Source organism: Sphingobium rhizovicinum (assembly GCF_042647625.1).
Classification (GTDB): Bacteria; Pseudomonadota; Alphaproteobacteria; order Sphingomonadales; family Sphingomonadaceae; genus Sphingobium; species Sphingobium rhizovicinum.
Genome location: NZ_JBHRVU010000005.1, coordinates 486,371 through 504,625 on the forward strand (window position 1 = coordinate 486,371; position 18,255 = coordinate 504,625).

15 protein-coding genes are annotated in these 18,255 nt (G+C 62.8%); all 15 read right to left on the bottom strand.

Annotated elements, in window-relative coordinates; all coding sequences use genetic code 11:
• Positions 1–115 precede the first annotated feature (115 nt).
• The 15 genes from ACFOKF_RS20940 to ACFOKF_RS21010 all read right to left on the bottom strand — a co-directional run bounded on the left by ACFOKF_RS20940 (position 116) and on the right by ACFOKF_RS21010 (position 18,195).
• A protein-coding gene (locus ACFOKF_RS20940) for an IS3 family transposase (protein ID WP_380798459.1) occupies positions 116–1,254 on the bottom strand; the annotation gives its coding sequence in 2 pieces (ribosomal slippage) (positions 116–985 and positions 988–1,254; 1,137 coding nt in all).
• Positions 1,255–1,397: 143 nt separating this feature from the next.
• Positions 1,398–1,673, bottom strand: coding sequence for a hypothetical protein (locus ACFOKF_RS20945; protein WP_380798461.1), 276 nt, complete (start codon positions 1,671–1,673; stop codon positions 1,398–1,400).
• A 160-nt stretch (positions 1,674–1,833) separates the two neighbouring features.
• Positions 1,834–2,496, bottom strand: coding sequence for a peroxiredoxin-like family protein (locus tag ACFOKF_RS20950; RefSeq protein ID WP_380799319.1), 663 nt, complete (start codon positions 2,494–2,496; stop codon positions 1,834–1,836).
• Between the two features lie 93 nt (positions 2,497–2,589).
• A complete protein-coding gene (locus ACFOKF_RS20955; protein WP_380798463.1) occupies positions 2,590–3,939 on the bottom strand; it encodes an LLM class flavin-dependent oxidoreductase in 1,350 nt (449 codons plus the stop codon).
• Between the two features lie 31 nt (positions 3,940–3,970).
• A complete protein-coding gene (locus ACFOKF_RS20960; protein WP_380798464.1) occupies positions 3,971–4,774 on the bottom strand; it encodes a class II aldolase/adducin family protein in 804 nt (267 codons plus the stop codon).
• A 148-nt stretch (positions 4,775–4,922) separates the two neighbouring features.
• Positions 4,923–5,921 carry a 4-hydroxyproline epimerase gene (locus ACFOKF_RS20965; protein ID WP_380798465.1) on the bottom strand — a complete coding sequence of 333 codons (999 nt, stop codon included), beginning with the start codon at positions 5,919–5,921 and terminating at the stop codon, positions 4,923–4,925.
• Positions 5,922–5,933: 12 nt separating this feature from the next.
• Positions 5,934–6,848 carry a dihydrodipicolinate synthase family protein gene (locus tag ACFOKF_RS20970; protein ID WP_380798466.1) on the bottom strand — a complete coding sequence of 305 codons (915 nt, stop codon included), beginning with the start codon at positions 6,846–6,848 and terminating at the stop codon, positions 5,934–5,936.
• An 88-nt stretch (positions 6,849–6,936) separates the two neighbouring features.
• Entirely contained in the window at positions 6,937–7,335 is a 399-nt protein-coding gene (locus tag ACFOKF_RS20975) for a hypothetical protein (RefSeq protein ID WP_380798468.1), read from the bottom strand.
• 28 nt (positions 7,336–7,363) lie between these two features.
• Positions 7,364–7,903: a hypothetical protein gene (locus tag ACFOKF_RS20980; protein WP_380798469.1), complete on the bottom strand. Its 540-nt coding sequence runs from the start codon at positions 7,901–7,903 to the stop codon at positions 7,364–7,366.
• Positions 7,900–8,469, bottom strand: a complete 570-nt coding sequence (locus ACFOKF_RS20985) for a hypothetical protein (protein WP_380798470.1) — start codon at positions 8,467–8,469, stop codon at positions 7,900–7,902. The genes ACFOKF_RS20980 and ACFOKF_RS20985 overlap by 4 nt, the downstream gene beginning before the upstream one ends.
• 81 nt (positions 8,470–8,550) lie before the next feature.
• Positions 8,551–11,286: a TonB-dependent receptor gene (locus ACFOKF_RS20990; RefSeq protein ID WP_380798471.1), complete on the bottom strand. Its 2,736-nt coding sequence runs from the start codon at positions 11,284–11,286 to the stop codon at positions 8,551–8,553.
• Between the two features lie 208 nt (positions 11,287–11,494).
• Positions 11,495–13,057: a family 43 glycosylhydrolase gene (locus tag ACFOKF_RS20995; protein WP_380798472.1), complete on the bottom strand. Its 1,563-nt coding sequence runs from the start codon at positions 13,055–13,057 to the stop codon at positions 11,495–11,497.
• Positions 13,047–14,807 carry a DUF885 domain-containing protein gene (locus ACFOKF_RS21000; protein ID WP_380798474.1) on the bottom strand — a complete coding sequence of 587 codons (1,761 nt, stop codon included), beginning with the start codon at positions 14,805–14,807 and terminating at the stop codon, positions 13,047–13,049. The genes ACFOKF_RS20995 and ACFOKF_RS21000 overlap by 11 nt, the downstream gene beginning before the upstream one ends.
• Positions 14,804–15,829 (bottom strand): Ldh family oxidoreductase, encoded by a 1,026-nt coding sequence (locus ACFOKF_RS21005; RefSeq protein WP_380798475.1) that lies wholly within the window; start codon positions 15,827–15,829, stop codon positions 14,804–14,806. Before ACFOKF_RS21005 ends, ACFOKF_RS21000 begins: the two co-directional genes overlap by 4 nt.
• Entirely contained in the window at positions 15,826–18,195 is a 2,370-nt protein-coding gene (locus ACFOKF_RS21010) for a beta-L-arabinofuranosidase domain-containing protein (RefSeq protein ID WP_380798477.1), read from the bottom strand. The genes ACFOKF_RS21005 and ACFOKF_RS21010 overlap by 4 nt, the downstream gene beginning before the upstream one ends.
• Positions 18,196–18,255: the final 60 nt, after the last annotated feature.

Below are 18,255 nucleotides of genomic sequence, written 5' to 3' on the forward strand. Positions count from 1 at the left end.
ATCGGCGACGGCTAAGTGGATCGTCTGCCGGTTGTTTCCTCGAACTGCCGATATGGGGCGTCACTCCGGTCGGGCTACGCCCTCCCTGCATGACGCCCCATATCGGCGGCCAAGTTCATGCTGCGATCGCCAGTGGCAGGTTGTCAAAATACGCTTGATCCGGCGTCTTGGCGGCAAGGCTCGAATGCGGTCTCCTGCTATTATAGAAGCTCAGATACCGGCCGATCGAGCCCCGTGCCTCGCTGACCGCGGCGTAGGCGCGGAGGTAGACCTCCTCATATTTGACCGAGCGCCACAGGCGCTCGACCACGACGTTGTCGCGCCATGCGCCCCGGCCATCCATGCTGATGGCGATTTCTTCGCGCAGCAACACGCTGGTGAAGGCCATGCTGGTGAACTGACTGCCTTGGTCGGTGTTGAAAATCTCCGGCTTGCCAAAGCGCGCCAGCGCTTCCTCCAGCGCCTCGACGCAGAAGTCGGCCTCCATCGTGATCGACACCCGCCAGGCCAGGACCTTGCGGCTGAACCAGTCGACGATGGCCACGAGATAGACGAACCCCTTCGCCATGGGGATATAGCTGATGTCCGTTGCCCAGACCTGGTTGGGCCGCACGATCGGCAGCCTGCGCAGCAGATAGGGGTAGACCTTGTGCCCCGGCGCCGGCTTCGACGTGTTCGGGCGGCGGTAAATCGCCTCGATCGCCATCTTCTTCATCAGCGTGCCAACATGCTGCCGGCCGATCGCGATGCCTTCCTGCCGCAGGAGATCGCGCAGCATACGACTACCCGCGAACGGAAACTCCAGGTGCAACTCGTCCATGCGCCGCATGATCGCGAGATCGGCCGCCGAGACCGGCTTGGGCAGGTAATAGACGCTACCCCGGCTGATCCCCAGTTCGCGCGCCTGCCGCGCCAGCGGCAATCTGTGCGAACGGTCAATCATCGCTTTGCGCTCGGCAACAGTCCCGCCTTGCCGAGCGCGCCGACTAAAAAATCGTTCGCCAGCGTCAACTCGCCGATCTTGGCGTGCAACGTCTTTACATCGATAGCCGGCTCAGCAGCCTCGGTCCGCATCTCGCTGCCAAACACACCGGCAGCCCTTTCAAGAAGCTGAGAGCGCCAGGTCGTGTTCTGGTTCGGGTGAACGTCAAATTGCTGCGCCAACTCCGCCAGCGTCTTCTCGCCCTTCACCGCTGCCAACGCTACCTTCGCCTTGAATGCCGGGCTGTGATTCCGGCGGGGTCGTTTGCTCATTTCTACTCCTGTCACGCGGCCACCATGGCCGCCGTCAGGCAAAAAATCCACTTAACCCTCTGTCCAGTTTTACCAGGCCACCTCTGTCATTCAACAGGCAGGCACCTGGCCCGTCGCGGCTAACCAGGCGTCGGAGCAATGGCTCATCCTTGCTGCTTTCGATAGGCGGCGATCGCGGAGCGGATTTCGTCCGGTGTCAGCTTGCCATCATGATCGGCGTCCATCATCTGGAATCCGCGTTCGCGGCGCCCCATGGCTTTCCACTCCTTCAGGTTCAACGCGCCATCCTTGTCCTGATCGGCTTTGTCGAATGCCTCTTTCGCGCGCGCCATGGCATCGGCGGCCGGGGGTGTCTGCGCCAAGGCGACGCCAACGGAAAATGCAGACAATAGCGACATGGCAATGATAACCGGACGCATCTTGAATCTCTCTTCTTTCGTTGCAGACGCTGCCGGTTACCACGGCGGGCGCGCAGACGGTCGCGACGAACATGAAGAAATGTGACGAATTGTAACGCCTGACAAGGCCTGATCCTTGCGGAAGGAAAAAGACCGGCCAGGATGCGGCAGAGCCCGGCTTTCAGGCGGTCAGCCGATCGACAGCCTCCACGATCTCGCCCGCCTCCGGGCGGTCGAGCCAGTCGGGGCTGACATGCAGCCACAGCAGTTTCCGACCCGGCGCCACAAGAACCACGGCGGGCTGCGGCAATTCCCAACTGCCCGTGCCCGTCACTTCGCCGATCCACCCGGCCGGCGGCGGCGATGGCTGATCGTCGGGCGCAAAGGCGATGCCCAGATGCCGGGCCAGCCCATTATCCCGGTCCGTTGCGACGATGAAGGGCAGGTCATGACGCCGGCCAATCTCCCGCAACGCCTCCGGCTGTTGCGGGCTGATCGCCACCAGCGGGATATTGCGCTGCGCTAGCGCGGGGAACAGATGTTCGGCATAATGCGGCAGGGCAATGTTGCAGGCCGGGCATCCGGCAAAGCGGAAGAAGATCAGCACCGCCGGGCCATTGGCGGTCAGCGCGTCGAGCGACAGGGCGCCGCCTTCGACATCGATCAGGTCGCTGTCCGGCAATTGCGCGCCCGGCTGCGCCACCTTTGCGGGATCAAAGCGATCGACCAGCACCTGTCTCTGCCGCGCATTGCCGGCCAGTTGCGCCGGCGACCAGCTGCGCGCGCGTTCCGCCAACAGGGCGGCATATTGGTCCTTGAGCGATGCGGTGAGAAGTGTCGCCATCATGATCTCCTTGCGATTGGCACCATGATGGCGAGGGGCGCGGCGCCACGCCAATGAGAGTTTGCGCCGCTGCATCAATGAATTATCATAGCTTTAGGCGGCATCCCGCTGACCGGCCGACACCTGATGGCGGCTGGCGGGAATGGTCAGGCCCAGATTGCCGCGCAACGTGTCCGCTTCATAATCCGTGCGGAACAGCCCCCGTTCCTGAAGGATCGGCACCACCTCCTCCACGAAGCGGCGGAACTGGGACGGATGCCCCAAATGGACGTTGAGGCCATCCAGCGCCCGCCCTTCGAACCAACGCTGAATTTCGTCGGCAACGGTCTGCGCCGATCCCACGAACGGGCTGCCACGACCGGCGCGCACCCGCTCCACCGCCTGCCGCAGCGTCCAGCCCTCTGCGACGGCCTGATCGGTGATTTTCTTGGCTTGCGTGTAGAAACTGTTCTTCGCCGCCTCCAGCGCCGCCACCGGGAACGGCGCGTCGGGATCATATTGGCGGAAATCATGCCAGCCAAAGGGGCGGCCGAATTCGGCCAGCGCCTGATCGAAACTCTGGTCCAGGCTGCGATACTGGCGCTCGATCGCGCGCGCATCCGCATCCGTATCCCCGACATAGACGGAAAAGCCGGGCAGGATCACGATCTGGTCGGGGTCGCGCCCCTGCCGCGCGGCGCGACCTTTCAGGTCAGCATAGAAGGCCTGCCCCTGTTCGATCGTGGCGGCGTGGGTAAAAATGGCGTCAGCGATCGTCGCGCCCAGATCACGCCCCTGATCGCTGTCGCCCGCCTGGAAGATCACCGGCTCGCCCTGCGGCGAACGCTGGATGTTGAGCGGTCCCGTGACCTGGAAAAATTCGCCATCATGGTCCAGCCGGTGCAGCTTGTCCGCATCCAGAAACTGGCCCGTCGCCCGGTCGCGGACCAGGGCGCCTTCTTCCCAGCTTGACCAGAGGCCGCGCGCAACATCCAGAAACTCCACCGCGCGGCGATAGCGCGTGTCATAGTCGAGATGCTCGGGCTGGCTGAAATTGCCCGCCGTGCCCGCGTCTCCGCTGGTCACGACATTCCATCCCGCGCGCCCCTTGCTGATCAGGTCGAGCGAGGCGAAGCGGCGGGCCAGATTGAACGGATCATTATAGGATGTGGTGAGCGTCCCGACCAAACCGATCCGCTGCGTCGCCACCGCCAGCGCCGACAACAGCGTCAGCGGCTCCAGCCGGTTGAGATAATGGGGCGGCGAATTAGCGGTGATGAACTGGCTGTCGACGATGAAGACGAGGTCGAACTTCGCCGCCTCCGCCTGCCGCACGACGTCGATATACCAGTCGATACTGACGCTGGCGTCGACTGGAATGTCGGTGTCGAGCCAGCGATTGCTATCGCCCGGCCCGCCGACGCCGGTGGGGACGAGGCCGAGTTTGAGTTGACGCTTGGTCATGATGCTGTCCTTTGAAAATGGGGCCGGAAAATCAGGCGTCAAAGCCGGGCGACTGGCGCTCCGCCTTGCGCAGCGCGGCCTCCCAGACGAGGTCATGGTGGGATTTGGCCCCCTCTACCGGCTTGCGCTCGCGGCTGATCTGCCGCCGCACTTCTTCCTGCGCTTCCTCTGGCGCGATCAGCACCCTGTCGCGGCCGATGCTGAGGGTGCGGACCTGCGCCTTGCAGGCTTCCTCCAGATGATAGATGCCGCTGAACGCCTCACCCGGCGATGCCCCCAGCGCCAGCGTGCCATGGTTGCGCAGCAGCATGACCTTGGTGTCGCCCAGATCCGCGACCAGCCGTTCGCGCTCGTCCAGATTGAGCGCCACGCCTTCATAATCATGATAGGACAGGCGCGGGATCAGCGCCAGCGCACGCTGGTTGAGCGGCAGCAGACCTTCGGCATGGGCGGACACCGCCATGCCGTCCGCACTATGAAAATGCGCGATAAAATGGGCGTCTTTGCGCGCGCCATGGATCGCCGAATGGATCACATAGCCGGCATAGTTGATGCCATAATCGCTATCCCCAATCACATTGCCGTCCAGATCGACCTTGACCAGGCTGGACGCCGTAATCTCATCGAACATCAGGCCAAAGGGATTGATCAGGAAATGATGGTCCGGCCCCGGCACGCGGGCGGAAATATGGGTATAGATGAAATCATCCCAGCCATAGAGGGCGGACAGACGATAGAAAGCGGCCAGATCGACGCGGACCTTCCATTCCGCTTCGCTGATGCCTGATGCGCGAAACCGATCATCTTTCAATATTATATTGGACACTGCGGCCATGGCGATGCTCCTTTGCGAGCATGTGTAGGGCCATGGCCGATCGTCGCCCAATGAGAATGTCTGATTGATGGACAAGCGCTGCTTATGCCGGATGCCTCGCCCGGCCGGAAGCAGGCAGGGGCGGCAATGGCCGCCCCTGCCCCTGGGTTCACGTAACCTGGAACCCCGCCCAGAAGGGATCGGCGCGATCGATCCAGATGGTGTTGAAGCCGGTCGCCACCGCCGACCCCTCGATCGACGGGATGATCGCAGGCTGATCGCCCAGCATCACCTGTTCTTCCACCCGCCCGATGAAGCGGCTGCAAATATAGCTCTGATGCACGAACCGCTCGCCGACCTTCAGCCGCCCCTTCGCCGCCAGATGCGCCAGCCGCGCCGATGTGCCGGTGCCGCACGGGCTGCGGTCGATCGCCTTGTCGCCATAGAAGACGGCGTTGCGTCCGTCGGCGTCCTCGCCCTTGGGCTTGTCCGCCCACAATATATGGCTGACCCCCCGGATCGTCGGATCAAGCGGATGGACCGGCTCATATTGCGCCCGCACCGCCTCGCGGATGCGACCGCTCAGTTCAATCAGCTGCGCCGCGCCCAGATCGTCCAGCCCGGTATAAGCGCCCTGCGGCTCTACGATCGCATAATAGTTGCCGCCATAGGACACGTCGATCGACAGCGGGCCAATGCCCTCGACATCGACTGCGATCCCCGTCGCCGCGACATAGGCCGGGACATTGGTGATGCGCACCGCCGTCACCTTCTGCCCTTCCGTCTCATAGGCGATGTCGATGACGCCGGCGGGCACCTCGACCTTCAACCGCCCCGGCGTCGCTGGCTGGATCAGCCCATGCTCCAGCCCGAACGTCACCATGCCGATCGTGCCATGTCCGCACATGGGCAGGCATCCGCTTGTCTCGATGAACAGGATGCCAACGTCATTTTGCGGATCGCAGGGCGGATAGAGGAAACCGCCCGACATCATGTCATGCCCGCGCGGCTCGAAGCACAGGCCCGTGCGGATCCAGTCGAAACGGTTCAGGAAATCCTGCCGCCGTTCCGACATGGACGCGCCCTTGAGCAGCGGCGCCCCGCCCGCGACAAGGCGGACGGGGTTTCCGGCCGTATGGCCATCGATGCAAAAGAAAGTGTGACGCATCGCCGCTTTGTATCAGGCCGCAGCCGCGACCGACAGGTCCGGACGGGTCGCAGCGGCCTTTTCGACCATCGCGATCACTTCGGCGCGGCGTTCGCCCTGCAACACATAGCGCGGCGGCAGCACCCGCTCGGACCCGCGGCCCATCACCTGCTCGGCCAGCTTGATCGACTGGACCAGATCATGTTCGGCATCCAGATGCAGCAGCGGCATGAACCAGCGATAGATTTCCATCGCCTTGGCATGGTCGCCCCGTTCGAATGCGCGCACCAGTTCGACCGATTCCTTGGGGAAGGCATTGGTCAGGCCAGACACCCAGCCCTGCGCGCCCAGATACAGACCCTCCAGCGCAACATCGTCCAGACCGGCGAACAGCGTATAGCGATCGCCAAAGGCGTTGCGGAAATCGGTGAAGCGACGGGTGTCGGGCGCCGATTCCTTGACCGCGACGATATTCTTGACGTCGATCAGGGCGGTCAGAACCTCCTGGTCGATCACCGTGCGATAGGCCGGCGGGTTGTTGTACAGCATGATCGGCAGGCCGGTCTGGTCAGCCACGCCCTTGAAATGGTTCACCAATTCATGGGCCTTGGTCACATAGACCATCGGCGGCAACAGCATCAGGCCATCGGCGCCGGCTTTTTCGGCGGCCTGCGCATAACGCACCGCGCGGCGGGTGTCATATTCCGACACGCCGGTAATCACCGGCACGCGGCCGTCCACCACTTCCACGATCGCGGAGAGAACCGACACCTTCTCGTCATAGTCCAGCGAGTTATTCTCACCCACCGTACCCAGGGCAATGACGCCGGTCACGCCGTCCTTGACCAGATCGTCAACGACGCGCTGCGTATCGGCGAGGTCGATCGACAGGTCCTCACGCAGCTGCGTAGTCACTGCCGGGAACACGCCCTTCCAACCAATTGCCATATTCGTTCTTCCTGCCTTTTTCTGCTGATATAAATATCGTATACGATATTAAATTAGACGCTGCAACGAGTTTTTTGCAGTGCGGCAATCATTTGTTACCGCTCTCATCCGGCACGACATCATCGACGTCGCCAGCAAAAGGCATCAGATGATCGATGACGCAGAGCGGGCCGGGAATCTGGCTGGGCGTGGCGAGCGAGCGCACCTTGTCCCCCTCGCAATAGCCTGCTCCCGTCGTCTCCACGATCGCGGTCGCGAAACGGTTGAGGCCGGGACAGGCTCCGCCCTTGAAGACCGCGATATAGGATTGCTTGCGGTCAGGCTGCCCCCGGAAATAGAGCCGCCCATCATCGCGCACCACGGGCGCAGCCACCCGGCTTTGCAGCACGCAGCTTTTCTCGGCCGCCGGCTTGCGCGCCATCACGGCGGAGGCGGACATCGTTCCCGCCAGCAACAGCAAGGCGGTCAGGGTTCTGCTCTGCATCATGACATGCTCCTTTCGCGCAACAGGTCGATCATTCGTCCGGCACGGTCACGGTGACGTTCAGCGCCCCGCTATTCCCGGCGAAGCTGACATCATTAAACCCCATTACCAACCCCGCCGCCTGATCCGGGATCGTGACCCGCGCGCCCTTGCCCACCGCGAAGGGCCGCCCCATCAGCCCGCCCTTCGCGTCGACAAAGGCGGCGATCAGCGCGTGGCGATTATTGGGGTACAATATCTTGGGCGCATAAAGGCTGGGATAATATTTGCCGCCATCGCCCGGCTGGTCGTCCACCGCCTGGCCCTCCAGTCCCTCCGGCCCGACAGCCTGACCATCGACCTGCGTCACGGCGCCATCCTCGACCATGATCGCAATCTTCTCGGCCGTGTCATTGACGAAGCCGCTGACCATGGCGGGCGGCTGTTCATCCCCCTTGCCATAGCGCATCTTCTTGTTAGCCTTGTTCAGCCATGGGCCGGACCGCGCATCGATGCTGACAGGAATATCCCGCGCCATCGCCGGCGCGGCCGACGCCAGCAGGATCGCGGCGCACATAATTTTCCGCATCATTGCCCCTCCTTCTCTTCCACGATCACGCTGACTTCGGGAATATCGACCGTCACCGACAGGCTGCCGCCATTGTCGGCATAAATGTCGTCATTGATGCCCAGCGCTATGCCCATCGCGCCGGCCGGCACCCGCACCGTTGCTTCGCGCCCGACCAGAAAGGGTGCACCCACGACCCGTCCATCCGCATCGATGAACGCGCCGATCAGCGCATTCAGCTTCACCGGCCGGGTCGCCCGATCGACATAATGGCCGGGAAAGACCAGGCCCGAATTGCCGATATTGTCATCGGCCACGAAATCCGCCTGCCCATCCGGCCCGATCGCGATACCGCCGGGAATCGTCGTGGTTTCCCCCGACGCCGCAAAGCGGACCTTGCCCCCTTCGAACAGATGCTGCCCCGCAATCATCACCGGCCGACTGCCGTCGCGCCGCCCGAAACTCTTTTTGCCATTGATGCCGGGATTCCACGGCATGGCGGTGGCGGGCACAATAACCGTCACTTCCCGCGCCTGCACATGCCCCGCCGTTAGCGCGAGCAACGCCATTCCCATCGCGACTATCCGCACGCTCTTATCCCCCCTCAAAGAAAAAGCGGCCGTGGCGAAACCCCGCCACGACCGCTCTGTCTGTCTAGCTACGCATCCCGATCAGAAGCGGAAGCGAACGCTGGCCTGCACCGTGCGCGCCATCGTGCGCACGCCTAGCGGCAGGATATTTTCCTTGCCGAAGTAACGATAGGGGTCGTTTCCGGTCAGGTTGGTGCCTTCGATCGACAGCGTCATGAACTTGACCGGGGTATAGTTGACCGCCGCGTCCAGACGATAGGTGGCGTCGTTATACCAGCTATAGGCGGGATTGTCGGTCCACACGAACAGGCGGTAGGGCGAACGATAGTTGAAGGCGACGCGCGTGCTGAACTTGGGCGTGTCATAATAGAGCGCCGCGTTGGCGGTCCATTTCGACGTATCGACCGAATCGAACGCACCGGGGAAATCCTCGGGATAGGGATATTCGACGCGCGCCTGCAAAATGCGGGTCACGTTTAGGCTGGCGCCGAAATTCTTCCAGAAGCCCGGCAGGAAGTCGAAGAAGCTCTGAACCTGCGCTTCCACGCCATAAAATTCGCCGTCGCCCGCATTGCGCAGCTGCGCCACCGAACCGCTGCGGCCCGGCAGACCATATTCCGCCAGATCGCCGACGATCTCATTGCTATAATAGGTCCAGTTGGTCGCCTTCTTATAATAGCCTGCGACCGACGCCGAACCCGCGCGACCGAAATAATGCTCCAGGCTCGCGTTGACCGACCATTCGCGCTGCGCCTTCAGGTCCGGGTTGCCGGCATCGACGCGCGGATTGGCCGCGTTGGGATCGACGAAGAAGAAGGGACGCAGATCATAGAAGCTGGGGCGCGACACGTTGGTGGTGTAGGACAGGCGCAACTGCGTCTTGGGATCGAAATGCAGCGTCGCGGTGACGCTGGGCAGATAATCCATGAAGTTGCCGCGGCCCGAGCTTTCTTCGATGATCAATGGATAGCCAGCCGATGCCGCACCGATGCGATATTGGAAGCTGGTCGAGCTGCCCCAGGTGTTGACCGCACGCAGGCCGACCACGCCGTCGACCGGGAAGCCGACGTCGAAGCCATAGTTGAGCTGCGCATAGGCCGCGAAGGTGTTTTCGACCGAGGTGAAGGTCTGGCCCTGATCGCTCGGCGGCAATTCGCTGGAGAAGCGGACCGCATTGCCCGGATCGTTTGCCTGAATATAGGCGCGCACCGCGTCGATGCTGTCCAGCAGCGCCTTGCCGGGGATGCGATACCATTGCGGCGAACCGGCAAGGTCCGGCCCGATCAGCGACGCCTGATCGCCGCCGGGGAAGGCGGTCAGCGGCGCATCGACGCCGTTCACGCGGGGGAAGCCGTCGCGATAGCCATAGTAACGATCGACATCGCGCCGGTTATAGCGAATGCCGGTCTGGAACGAGCGCAACAGGCTCTTGTCGCTCAGCTCCAGCGTCAGGTCGACCTGGCTGGCAAATTCCTTATTCTTGGAAATGCCGGCATTATCCTGGAAGCGGTTGACGCCATATTGGGTGACGTCGTTCAGGTCGACGCCGTTGAAGCTGATCGACGGGATCGGGCGCGAATAGGCGTCCGACACGAAATCGATCGTCGCCGATTGCAGATTATAGGGCCGCAGGATTTGCTGCACATAATAATAGCTGTCCTTGGACCAGCTATATTGCGTGCTGAAATGCAGCAGCGCGCGGTCGCTCGGACGCCAGTTGGTTTCGAAATTGGTGGTGTACAGGTCGCGCTTCAACGTGTTGTACGTCCCCTCGATATAGGCCGGCACGCCGTTCGGGTTGGAAATGGTCAGCTTCTTGATGGTCTGACCATCGGGCATCAGTTCGATGCCGCTGAACTGGGTGTTCCATTCGCGATTGAGCGTCCACATCTTGTCGATCGAGCGGCGCTCCTTCGATCCGATATAGCTGCCTTCCAGAATGAACTCCAGCTTGTCGGACGGCTTCCACTGGAACACGCCGCTCAGCGACGGGCGCGTCACATGGCCGCTTTCGGTGCCATATTGGGTGCGATAGGGGATCACGACATTGCGATATTGGGCCGGCACATTGTTGAGCGGGCTGTTCGCATCGCCTTCGCAGCAAACCGTGTCGGGCGACTCGCTCTCGACATAATTTTCCTGATAATAGGTCTTGGTCCAGCTGCCGTTGAGCAGGAAGCCCATTTCGCCCATGCCGGTTTCGAACCGTTCGCCCAGCAACAGGCTGGCATAGGGGCTGGTCTTCTCGGCAAACTCGTCATAGGCGCCACGCACGCTGCCCGCCACGGTCAGGCCCTTCTTCAGGTCCAGCGGGCGGCGCAGTTCGACGTTGACGGTGCCGGCGATGCCGCCTTCCACCTGATCGGCGGTGCGCGTCTTGTACACGTCGACCGACTTCAGCAATTCAGCCGGAATATCGGCCAGGCTGATCGAACGATCGGTGCCCAGATTGACGTTGTTGCCGTTGACGGTGGTCTGCACCTGGCTGAGGCCGCGGATATTGATGCCCTGACCCTGACCGCGTTCGCGACTGATCTGCACGCCGGTCACGCGGGACAGCGCTTCGGGGACATTATTGTCCGGCAACTTGCCCGCGTCCTCGGCGACGACCGAATCGACGATCTGCTTGCTGTTCTTCTTCTTGGCAGTCGCCGCCTGCACGCTGCCGCGCACGCCGGTGACGATAATATCGGGCTTCGCGCCCTCGGCCACAGCCGGGGTTTCGGCCGCTTCCTGCGCATGGGCAACGCCCGCTGCGGAGGCGAGAGCAAGGACGGACCAGGCCGCCGTTATGTTCAATACCGCACGTGACTTCATCCGACTTCCCCTTGTTCAGCTTAACGCCCTTAATTTATATCGTATACCAACTACATTATTTTGTCGGAGTCAAGGGGATTGCAATTTTCCCGCAACAAAGCGGCCACAGACGATCGAAAATGTCACAACATGATGAAATATAACAAGAAAGGGGCATGGCCACCGGCCACGCCCCTCGATTTTCGCTTAAACTGTCTACTTCGCTGTCTCAGCCGCACTTCGCCGCCGGCTTCGCCTCCGCGTCCCGCACCACCGGCAGCGCGGCCTTGGGCGCCAGCACTTCCCATTCCTGTACCGCCAGACCCGCATGCCCCTTCCCATCGCCCGACGCCGTCATCACCGCGCGCAGGCATCGGGTGCGGATCGGCGGGAAGGTCACGTTTTGAAACGCCCCCGGCTCCGCGCCATAGGCGCTCGCCCCCGGCACCGGCTTCCAGCCTTTCTTGTCCCAATATTCCAGCCGCCAGCTCGCCGGCGGCGCGACGCCCACGCCCGATCCTGCTGGCTGATCGTTCCAGAACCAGATGCGCGATCCATCAATCGTCACCGGCTTGTTCCAGCGATACTCGATCCATTGGCTCGCCGGATTGTTCGGCGACCAGCTGCCCCACATGTCGGGCGGCAAGGGCGCGGTCTTGGTGATGCCGTCGTTCAGCGACTTGATCCAATATTGCACCGGCAGCGGCTCGTTGGATGCCGTGGCCGACGCCGCCCGCGCTATGTTGCGCGTCGGGGCCAGGGGCGGCTGCGGTCGCAGGGTCGGCACGACCGTCCGGATGCGCGCCGGCGTCACGCTGTCATCCCACTCGATCTTGTCGATCGCCACGCTGCGCCGGAAATGCCCGCCGCCCTTCGCATCGGCCGTATGATAGGCCAGATACCATTGGCCCTTATATTCCACCGCACCCGAATGGGACGTGGTGGACGACACCGGCTTCAGCGCCACGCCGCGATAGGTCCATGGCCCCATGGGCGACGACGCCGTGCCATAGGCGATGCAGGCATGATAGACCGCCGGAGTACAGTCGGATTTCGGCCCGGCCCTGTTCCCGGCATAGAGCATATAATAGACGCCCTTGCGCTTCATGATCCAGGGCGCCTCGAAAAACCCGGTCAGCCCCTCAATGTTGCGTTCCGGCCCCTTGGGCGTCACCATGTCGCGCTCCAGCTCCATGCCGCGCAACTGGCCGAACGTCCCCCAATAAATATAGACCCGTCCGTCATCGTCGATCAGGATGGTGGGGTCGATATTCTGAATGTCATTCTTCACCGGCACCCGTTGCGAAATGATCGGCCCTGATGGATGCGCATCACGCCACGGCCCGCTCGGGCTGTCCGCCACCGCCACGCCAATGGCGAAGCGATCCTGCGCATCGCTGTCCTTCTCCAGCACCGGCGCGTAGAAATAATAGCGCTTGTCCGGTCCCTGGATGATCTGTCCGGCATAGGCCCGCGCTTCCTCCGCCCAGGCGAAGACATTCTCCGGCTTGGCGATGGCGGGATAATGCGTCCATTTCCCCGATTTGGGATCATCGGTCTTCAGCAGCTGCCATTCGCCCATGATGAAATCATTGACGTCCGGCGGCGCCTGATCCCGACCCGCGAGTATCCACAACGCCCCGTCCGCCACGAAAGGCGCGGGATCGGTCGAATAATAATCGCCCTCCGCCAAAATCGGATTGCCCGGCACGCTGATCTGGCGCGCCTCCTGCGCCCCGACGGGCGCGACGGCCAGAACCAGCGCGATGCCGGCAAAAAGATCATTCTTCATCGGGATAAGGCCCCTTGCCGCCATCGGCGATCAACTGGTCAACGCGCTGGTCGATGACCGGCAACGGCACCGCGCCCAGCGCCAGCACCGCGTCATGGAAAGCGCGGATATTGAATTTCGGCCCCAGCGCCTTCTCGGCCTTCTTGCGGGCATCCACAAAAGCCAGCTCGCCCATATAATAGGACAGGGCCTGCCCCGGCCAGGCGATATAGCGGTCCACCTCCGTCTCGATCTCATGATCGGACAGCGCCGTATTGTCGTGCAGATAATCCTGCGCCTGTTTGCGGGTCCAGCCCATCGCATGGATGCCGGTGTCCACCACCAGTCGCGACGCGCGCCACGCCTGATAGCTCAGCATGCCGAAACGATCATAAGGCGTTTCATACATGCCCATATCCTCGCCCAGAGCCTCGCAATAGAGCGCCCAGCCCTCGCCATAAGCGGACAGATAGGTGTCCCGGCGGAAAGCGGGCAGATCCTTATTCTCCGCCGCTAGCGGCATCTGCATCGCATGGCCCGGCGCGCTTTCGTGCAGCGTCAGCGCGATCTGCGAATAATAGGGCCGCGAGGGCAGATTATAGGTGTTGACCAGATAGATGCCCGGACCGCCCCGCCCGCCGGTGTAGAAAGGCGCGATGTCATCGGGCACCGGCTTGATCGCAAAGCGCATGCGCGGCATCCGCCCGAAATATTCGGACGCCTTGCCGTCAAACGTCTTGGCGATCCAGGCCGCGCGATTGAGCAAATCCTGCGGCGTTTTGGGGTAAAATTGCGGATCGGTCCGCAGGAAGGTCAGGAATGCCGGCAGGTCGCCCTTGAAGTCCACCTGCTGCATCACCTGCGCCATCTGGCTGCGAATGCGCGCCATCTCGGTCAGGCCGATCTGGTGAATCTGCTCCGGGCTTTTGTCCAGCGTCACGAACTCACGGATCTTGGACTGATAATAGGCTTTTCCGTCGGGCAGCTTATACGCCGCCAGATCCTTGCGCGCGCCCGGCATATAGTCCTGCCGCAGGAAGGTGAGCAGCGTCTTGTGCGCCGGCACCACCGCCTGCGCGATTGCGGCCTGCGCTTCGCTCTTCAACGCGGCCTGCACATCGACGGGGATCGTCGCGGGCAAGGCCTTGAACGGCGCGTAGAAGGGGTTCTCCTCCACGCTCTTCGCATTCGCTACCTGCTCGACACCAATGTCGCGCCCCTGCAACGTGATCTGCGCCGGGGTGAAACCCCGCTTCAGCCCGACCCGCATATTCGCGATCTGCTCGCCATAATAGCGCGGAATGTCGCGCAGCATCGCGATATAGTGCCGCGCGCCGGCCTCATCGCGCAGCGGATCGCGCGCCCATCCGGCCAGATCGCCCCAGAAACTGGTGTCGGCGTTCAGCGGCTTCTCATATTCATGATAGCGCTGCTCGGCGGCCAGCGCATCGATCTGCCCCTTATAGACGGCGAAATTGATCTTCTGTGCCGGCGACAGTTGATCGACCCTGATCGCGGCAAGCTGCTTCTCGACCTGCTCCCACCGCGCGAGCCGCGCCGCCTGCGCCTTCGCGCTCACATCGGGCAGCACCAGCGGCTGATCCTTCGGTCCATCCTCGCTCGGCCCGAACTGCTTCTGCCGCCAGTCATATTCGGAAGAATAGACCGCCTCGAACGCCTGATCCGCGCTTTGGGCATGCACCACCGGCGCCGCCAGACTGATGAAGGCCGCGCCTGCGAACAGCCAGCCTCGGCCGCCAAAGATCGTCACGCCATTTCCCCTTCCAACAATGCCAATATGTCCCGGTGAAGCTGCGCCGGAATGCGCACGCCTTGCGCATCGGACTGCGCCCGCGCGACATAGCGCCGCGCGCCGGGCAAACGCGCGCCCTGTCCGGTAATGGCTTCAAACATCGCCTCGGCCCGGCCCAGATGATCTTCGACACTCGCGCCCAAAAAGCCCGCCGGGTCGATCGCGATCACCAGTTCGCCACCGATCGGCGATCCCATGCGGCCCTCATCGGCTGCCATCGATTCCGCGCTGGTCATGTCGCCGATCAGCGGCCCGGCGATCAGTTCCACCATCGCCGCCAGCGCCGATCCCTTATGCCCGCCGAACGTGCGCATCGCCCCGTCCAGCACCGCCTTGGGATCGATCGAGGGATGGCCCTCGCTATCATAGCCCCATTCCGGCGGGATCGTCTTGCCCGCACGGCGATGCAGTTCGATCTCGCCCCGCGCCACCGCGCTGGTGGCGAAGTCGAACACAAAGGGATGCCCACCGGGACGCGGCCAGCCAAAGGCGATCGGATTGGTGCCGAACACCGGCTTCGTGCCCCCCTCCGGCGCAACCCAGGCATGGCTGGGCGTGAAGGCGAGGCCCACCAGCCCCGCGTCCGTCAGCGCCTCGACCTCCGGCCACAGCGCAGCGAAATGCACGACATTGTTGAGCGCCAGCGCCGCGATGCCGAACGTGCGTGCCTTCTCGATCAACAGCGGCAGCCCCCGCTCGAACGGCAATTGCGCAAAGCCGCCTTTGCCATCGACCCGCACCAGCGCCGCCGCCGGCTCGCTCACCACCGGCACGGCGTCGGGCACGACCACGCCCCGCTCGATCGAATTGGCGGCGACCAGCAGACGATAGAGACCATGCGAGGCGCAACCATCCCGCTCCCCCGCCACCATCGTCCGGGCGACGGCGGCGGCATGATCGGGCGCCAGCCCCCGTCCTTCCAGCACCTTGCGGGCCAGCGCATCGGCCTCCGCCAGGGTCATCGCCACGCTATCGCTCATGCAGAGGTCGCCGGCTTTGCCGTGAACAGCCGCACGCCGAACACCGGCCCGGCCGAACTGCGATCATGCGGCACGAAACGCACCTTGACTTGGCTCTTCCCCTTGGTCAGCGCCTCGGGGATCGGATAGTCGATGTCCAGGAACTTGCCCGGCTTGTCATTGTCCAGGCTCTGCGTCGCCAGCTTCACATTGTCGACCATGATGTCGAAGCTGCGCTTGCGCTCCCCGCCCCAATAGGTCGCCTGCAACAGCAACGGCCCCGGCTTCACCTTCATTGTGAACTCGAAATAGCCGCCCGACCGCGCATCGCGGCCATTGCGCCCGCGATAGGAGGCCGGATAGCTCAGCTCCGACGTCAGCGCATGGTCGCGCTCGGGCTGCATTTCGCCGAGATGCATGATGTCGATCGACCGGGCGGCAATATCCTTCTGCCGCGCCTGCTCCGCCAAGAAAGCGGCCTCCTCGGTCTTCCACGCAGATTCCGAGAAACGCTTGAAGTAAACCGCGCTGCGCCGCTCATATTGACTGTAGAAAGGCACGAAGGCGAGGTTCGCCGGACGGATGATATTCTGCGTGCGATAACGCGGACGATCCGACACGATCGGCGCAAAGGCCGCCAGCGGGTCTTCCCCCACCATCGCCGGCTCCACCCCGGTCCATTCCATTTCCGACGGGCCAAGGTCCGCCGCCATCACCATCGGCCCGCGCACCACCGCGACCACATCGGGCGATCCCGGCGCCGCTTCCAGCCGCAGGTCGAGCGGCAGGCTCAGCGCCACCACATCGCCCTTCTTCCAGCGGCGTGTGACGACCGCATAACCATTGGCGGGCTTGGCCGACACCGGCGCGCCATTCACCGTCAATCCAAAGCGCCCATTGGCCCAGCCGGGAATACGCAGCGCCAGCGCAAACGCGCCCTGCTTCACCGCGTCGATCGTCAGCCTGATATCCGGCTTGAACGGATATTCAGTATCCAGCGTCAGGCCGACGCCTTTCGCCTTCCACTGCGCTTCCGACGGGATATACAGGTTGACGAACAGCGTATCGTCGCCTTCCCAATAGATGGAATCGCCATGCTTGGCGTGGCTTTCCATGCCCGATCCGACACAGCACCAGAAGGCGTCTTCGTCGGGCTGCGAATAGCCGCGCGGCGCGCCGCTCATCATCGGCGTCATATAGGTGAAGCCGGCATTGGCCGGGTTCTGCGCCGACATGACATGGTTCAGATGCGCCCGCTCATAATAGTCGAACAATGCGCCGTCGGGCTGCCAGCCATAAAGATGCCGCGTCAGCTTCAGCATATTATAGCTGTTGCAATGTTCGCAGGTGGACTCGGTCAGGTGCAGCGCCACCGTGTCCGGTTCGAAGAAATATTCGCGGTCGGCATTGCCGCCAATGACATAGCTGTGATGCTGCGTCACCCGGTCGAAGAAGAAGCGCGCGGCCCGGCCCGGCTCCTGGTTGCCGGTCAGTTCATGGATACGCGCCAGGCCAATCAGCTTGGGCACCTGTGTATTGGCGTGGAAGTTGGACAGCTTGTCCTCCTGCGCCATCAGCGGATCGAGAACTCGACGGTCATAGATGCGCTCCGCTACCGCCAGCCAGCGCGGATCGGCGGTGCGGGCGTAGAGTTCAGCATAGCTCTCGTTCAGGCCGCCATATTCGCAGCCCAATAGTTCCTGCATCTGCGCATCGTTGAGCGCGGCGAACACCGTCTCGAAATAACCGCCAAGGCCAATCACGACCTCCAGTGCCTTGGCATTGCCCCATGCGCCATGGACGTCGAGCAGGCCGGCGAAATATTTGTGGACGGTGTAGAGCGGCGACCAGCTGCCGTTCAGGTCGAAGCCGCCCGACTTGATCTGCCCCTTCATCACTTCGGGGAAGATCTGTTCGCCATCGACGATCTGGCCGTCCTTGGTCTTGCGGCCCAGCGCGCCGATATAGCCGTCCTTGCGCTGCGCCTGACATAGCGCCAGTTCATCGACGATATAGTCGGCCCGGCGGCGGCATTCGGCATTGCCGGTCTGCTGCCAGCCCAGCACCAACGCGGTGATATAATGGCCCAGCGTATGGCCGGCGATCGTGTCGGATTCCCATCCGCCATAGATCGGCGCCTTGGGTTCCAGCCCGGCATATTTGCGGAAATTATGCAGGAAACGATCGGGGCTGAGCGACAGGAGATAGGCGATGTTCACCTCTACGGCGGTCGCATAGTCGGACGGGCGCAGGCGCACATCGGTCAGCGGCAACGGCTTTGCCCGCAACGGAATTTTGGGCGCGATCGCGGCCATGCCCGAAAAGGGAACAGCGCAGACGGCAAGGGCGGCCACCCCTGCCAGCCACTCGCGGCGATTGGCTTTCATTCCTAAACACTCCTACCGAATATCGTATACTATACGATAGGCCGTGCCCTTCCCCTGTCA

Coding starts and splice junctions, on each gene's coding strand:
- ACFOKF_RS20945 (WP_380798461.1), bottom strand. CDS start 1,673: ATGCGTCCGGTTATCATTGCCATGTCGCTATTGTCTGCATTTTCCGTT.
- ACFOKF_RS20950 (WP_380799319.1), bottom strand. CDS start 2,496: ATGGCGACACTTCTCACCGCATCGCTCAAGGACCAATATGCCGCCCTG.
- ACFOKF_RS20955 (WP_380798463.1), bottom strand. CDS start 3,939: ATGACCAAGCGTCAACTCAAACTCGGCCTCGTCCCCACCGGCGTCGGC.
- ACFOKF_RS20960 (WP_380798464.1), bottom strand. CDS start 4,774: ATGGCCGCAGTGTCCAATATAATATTGAAAGATGATCGGTTTCGCGCA.
- ACFOKF_RS20965 (WP_380798465.1), bottom strand. CDS start 5,921: ATGCGTCACACTTTCTTTTGCATCGATGGCCATACGGCCGGAAACCCC.
- ACFOKF_RS20970 (WP_380798466.1), bottom strand. CDS start 6,848: ATGGCAATTGGTTGGAAGGGCGTGTTCCCGGCAGTGACTACGCAGCTG.
- ACFOKF_RS20975 (WP_380798468.1), bottom strand. CDS start 7,335: ATGATGCAGAGCAGAACCCTGACCGCCTTGCTGTTGCTGGCGGGAACG.
- ACFOKF_RS20980 (WP_380798469.1), bottom strand. CDS start 7,903: ATGATGCGGAAAATTATGTGCGCCGCGATCCTGCTGGCGTCGGCCGCG.
- ACFOKF_RS20990 (WP_380798471.1), bottom strand. CDS start 11,286: ATGAAGTCACGTGCGGTATTGAACATAACGGCGGCCTGGTCCGTCCTT.
- ACFOKF_RS20995 (WP_380798472.1), bottom strand. CDS start 13,057: ATGAAGAATGATCTTTTTGCCGGCATCGCGCTGGTTCTGGCCGTCGCG.
- ACFOKF_RS21005 (WP_380798475.1), bottom strand. CDS start 15,829: ATGAGCGATAGCGTGGCGATGACCCTGGCGGAGGCCGATGCGCTGGCC.
- ACFOKF_RS21010 (WP_380798477.1), bottom strand. CDS start 18,195: ATGAAAGCCAATCGCCGCGAGTGGCTGGCAGGGGTGGCCGCCCTTGCC.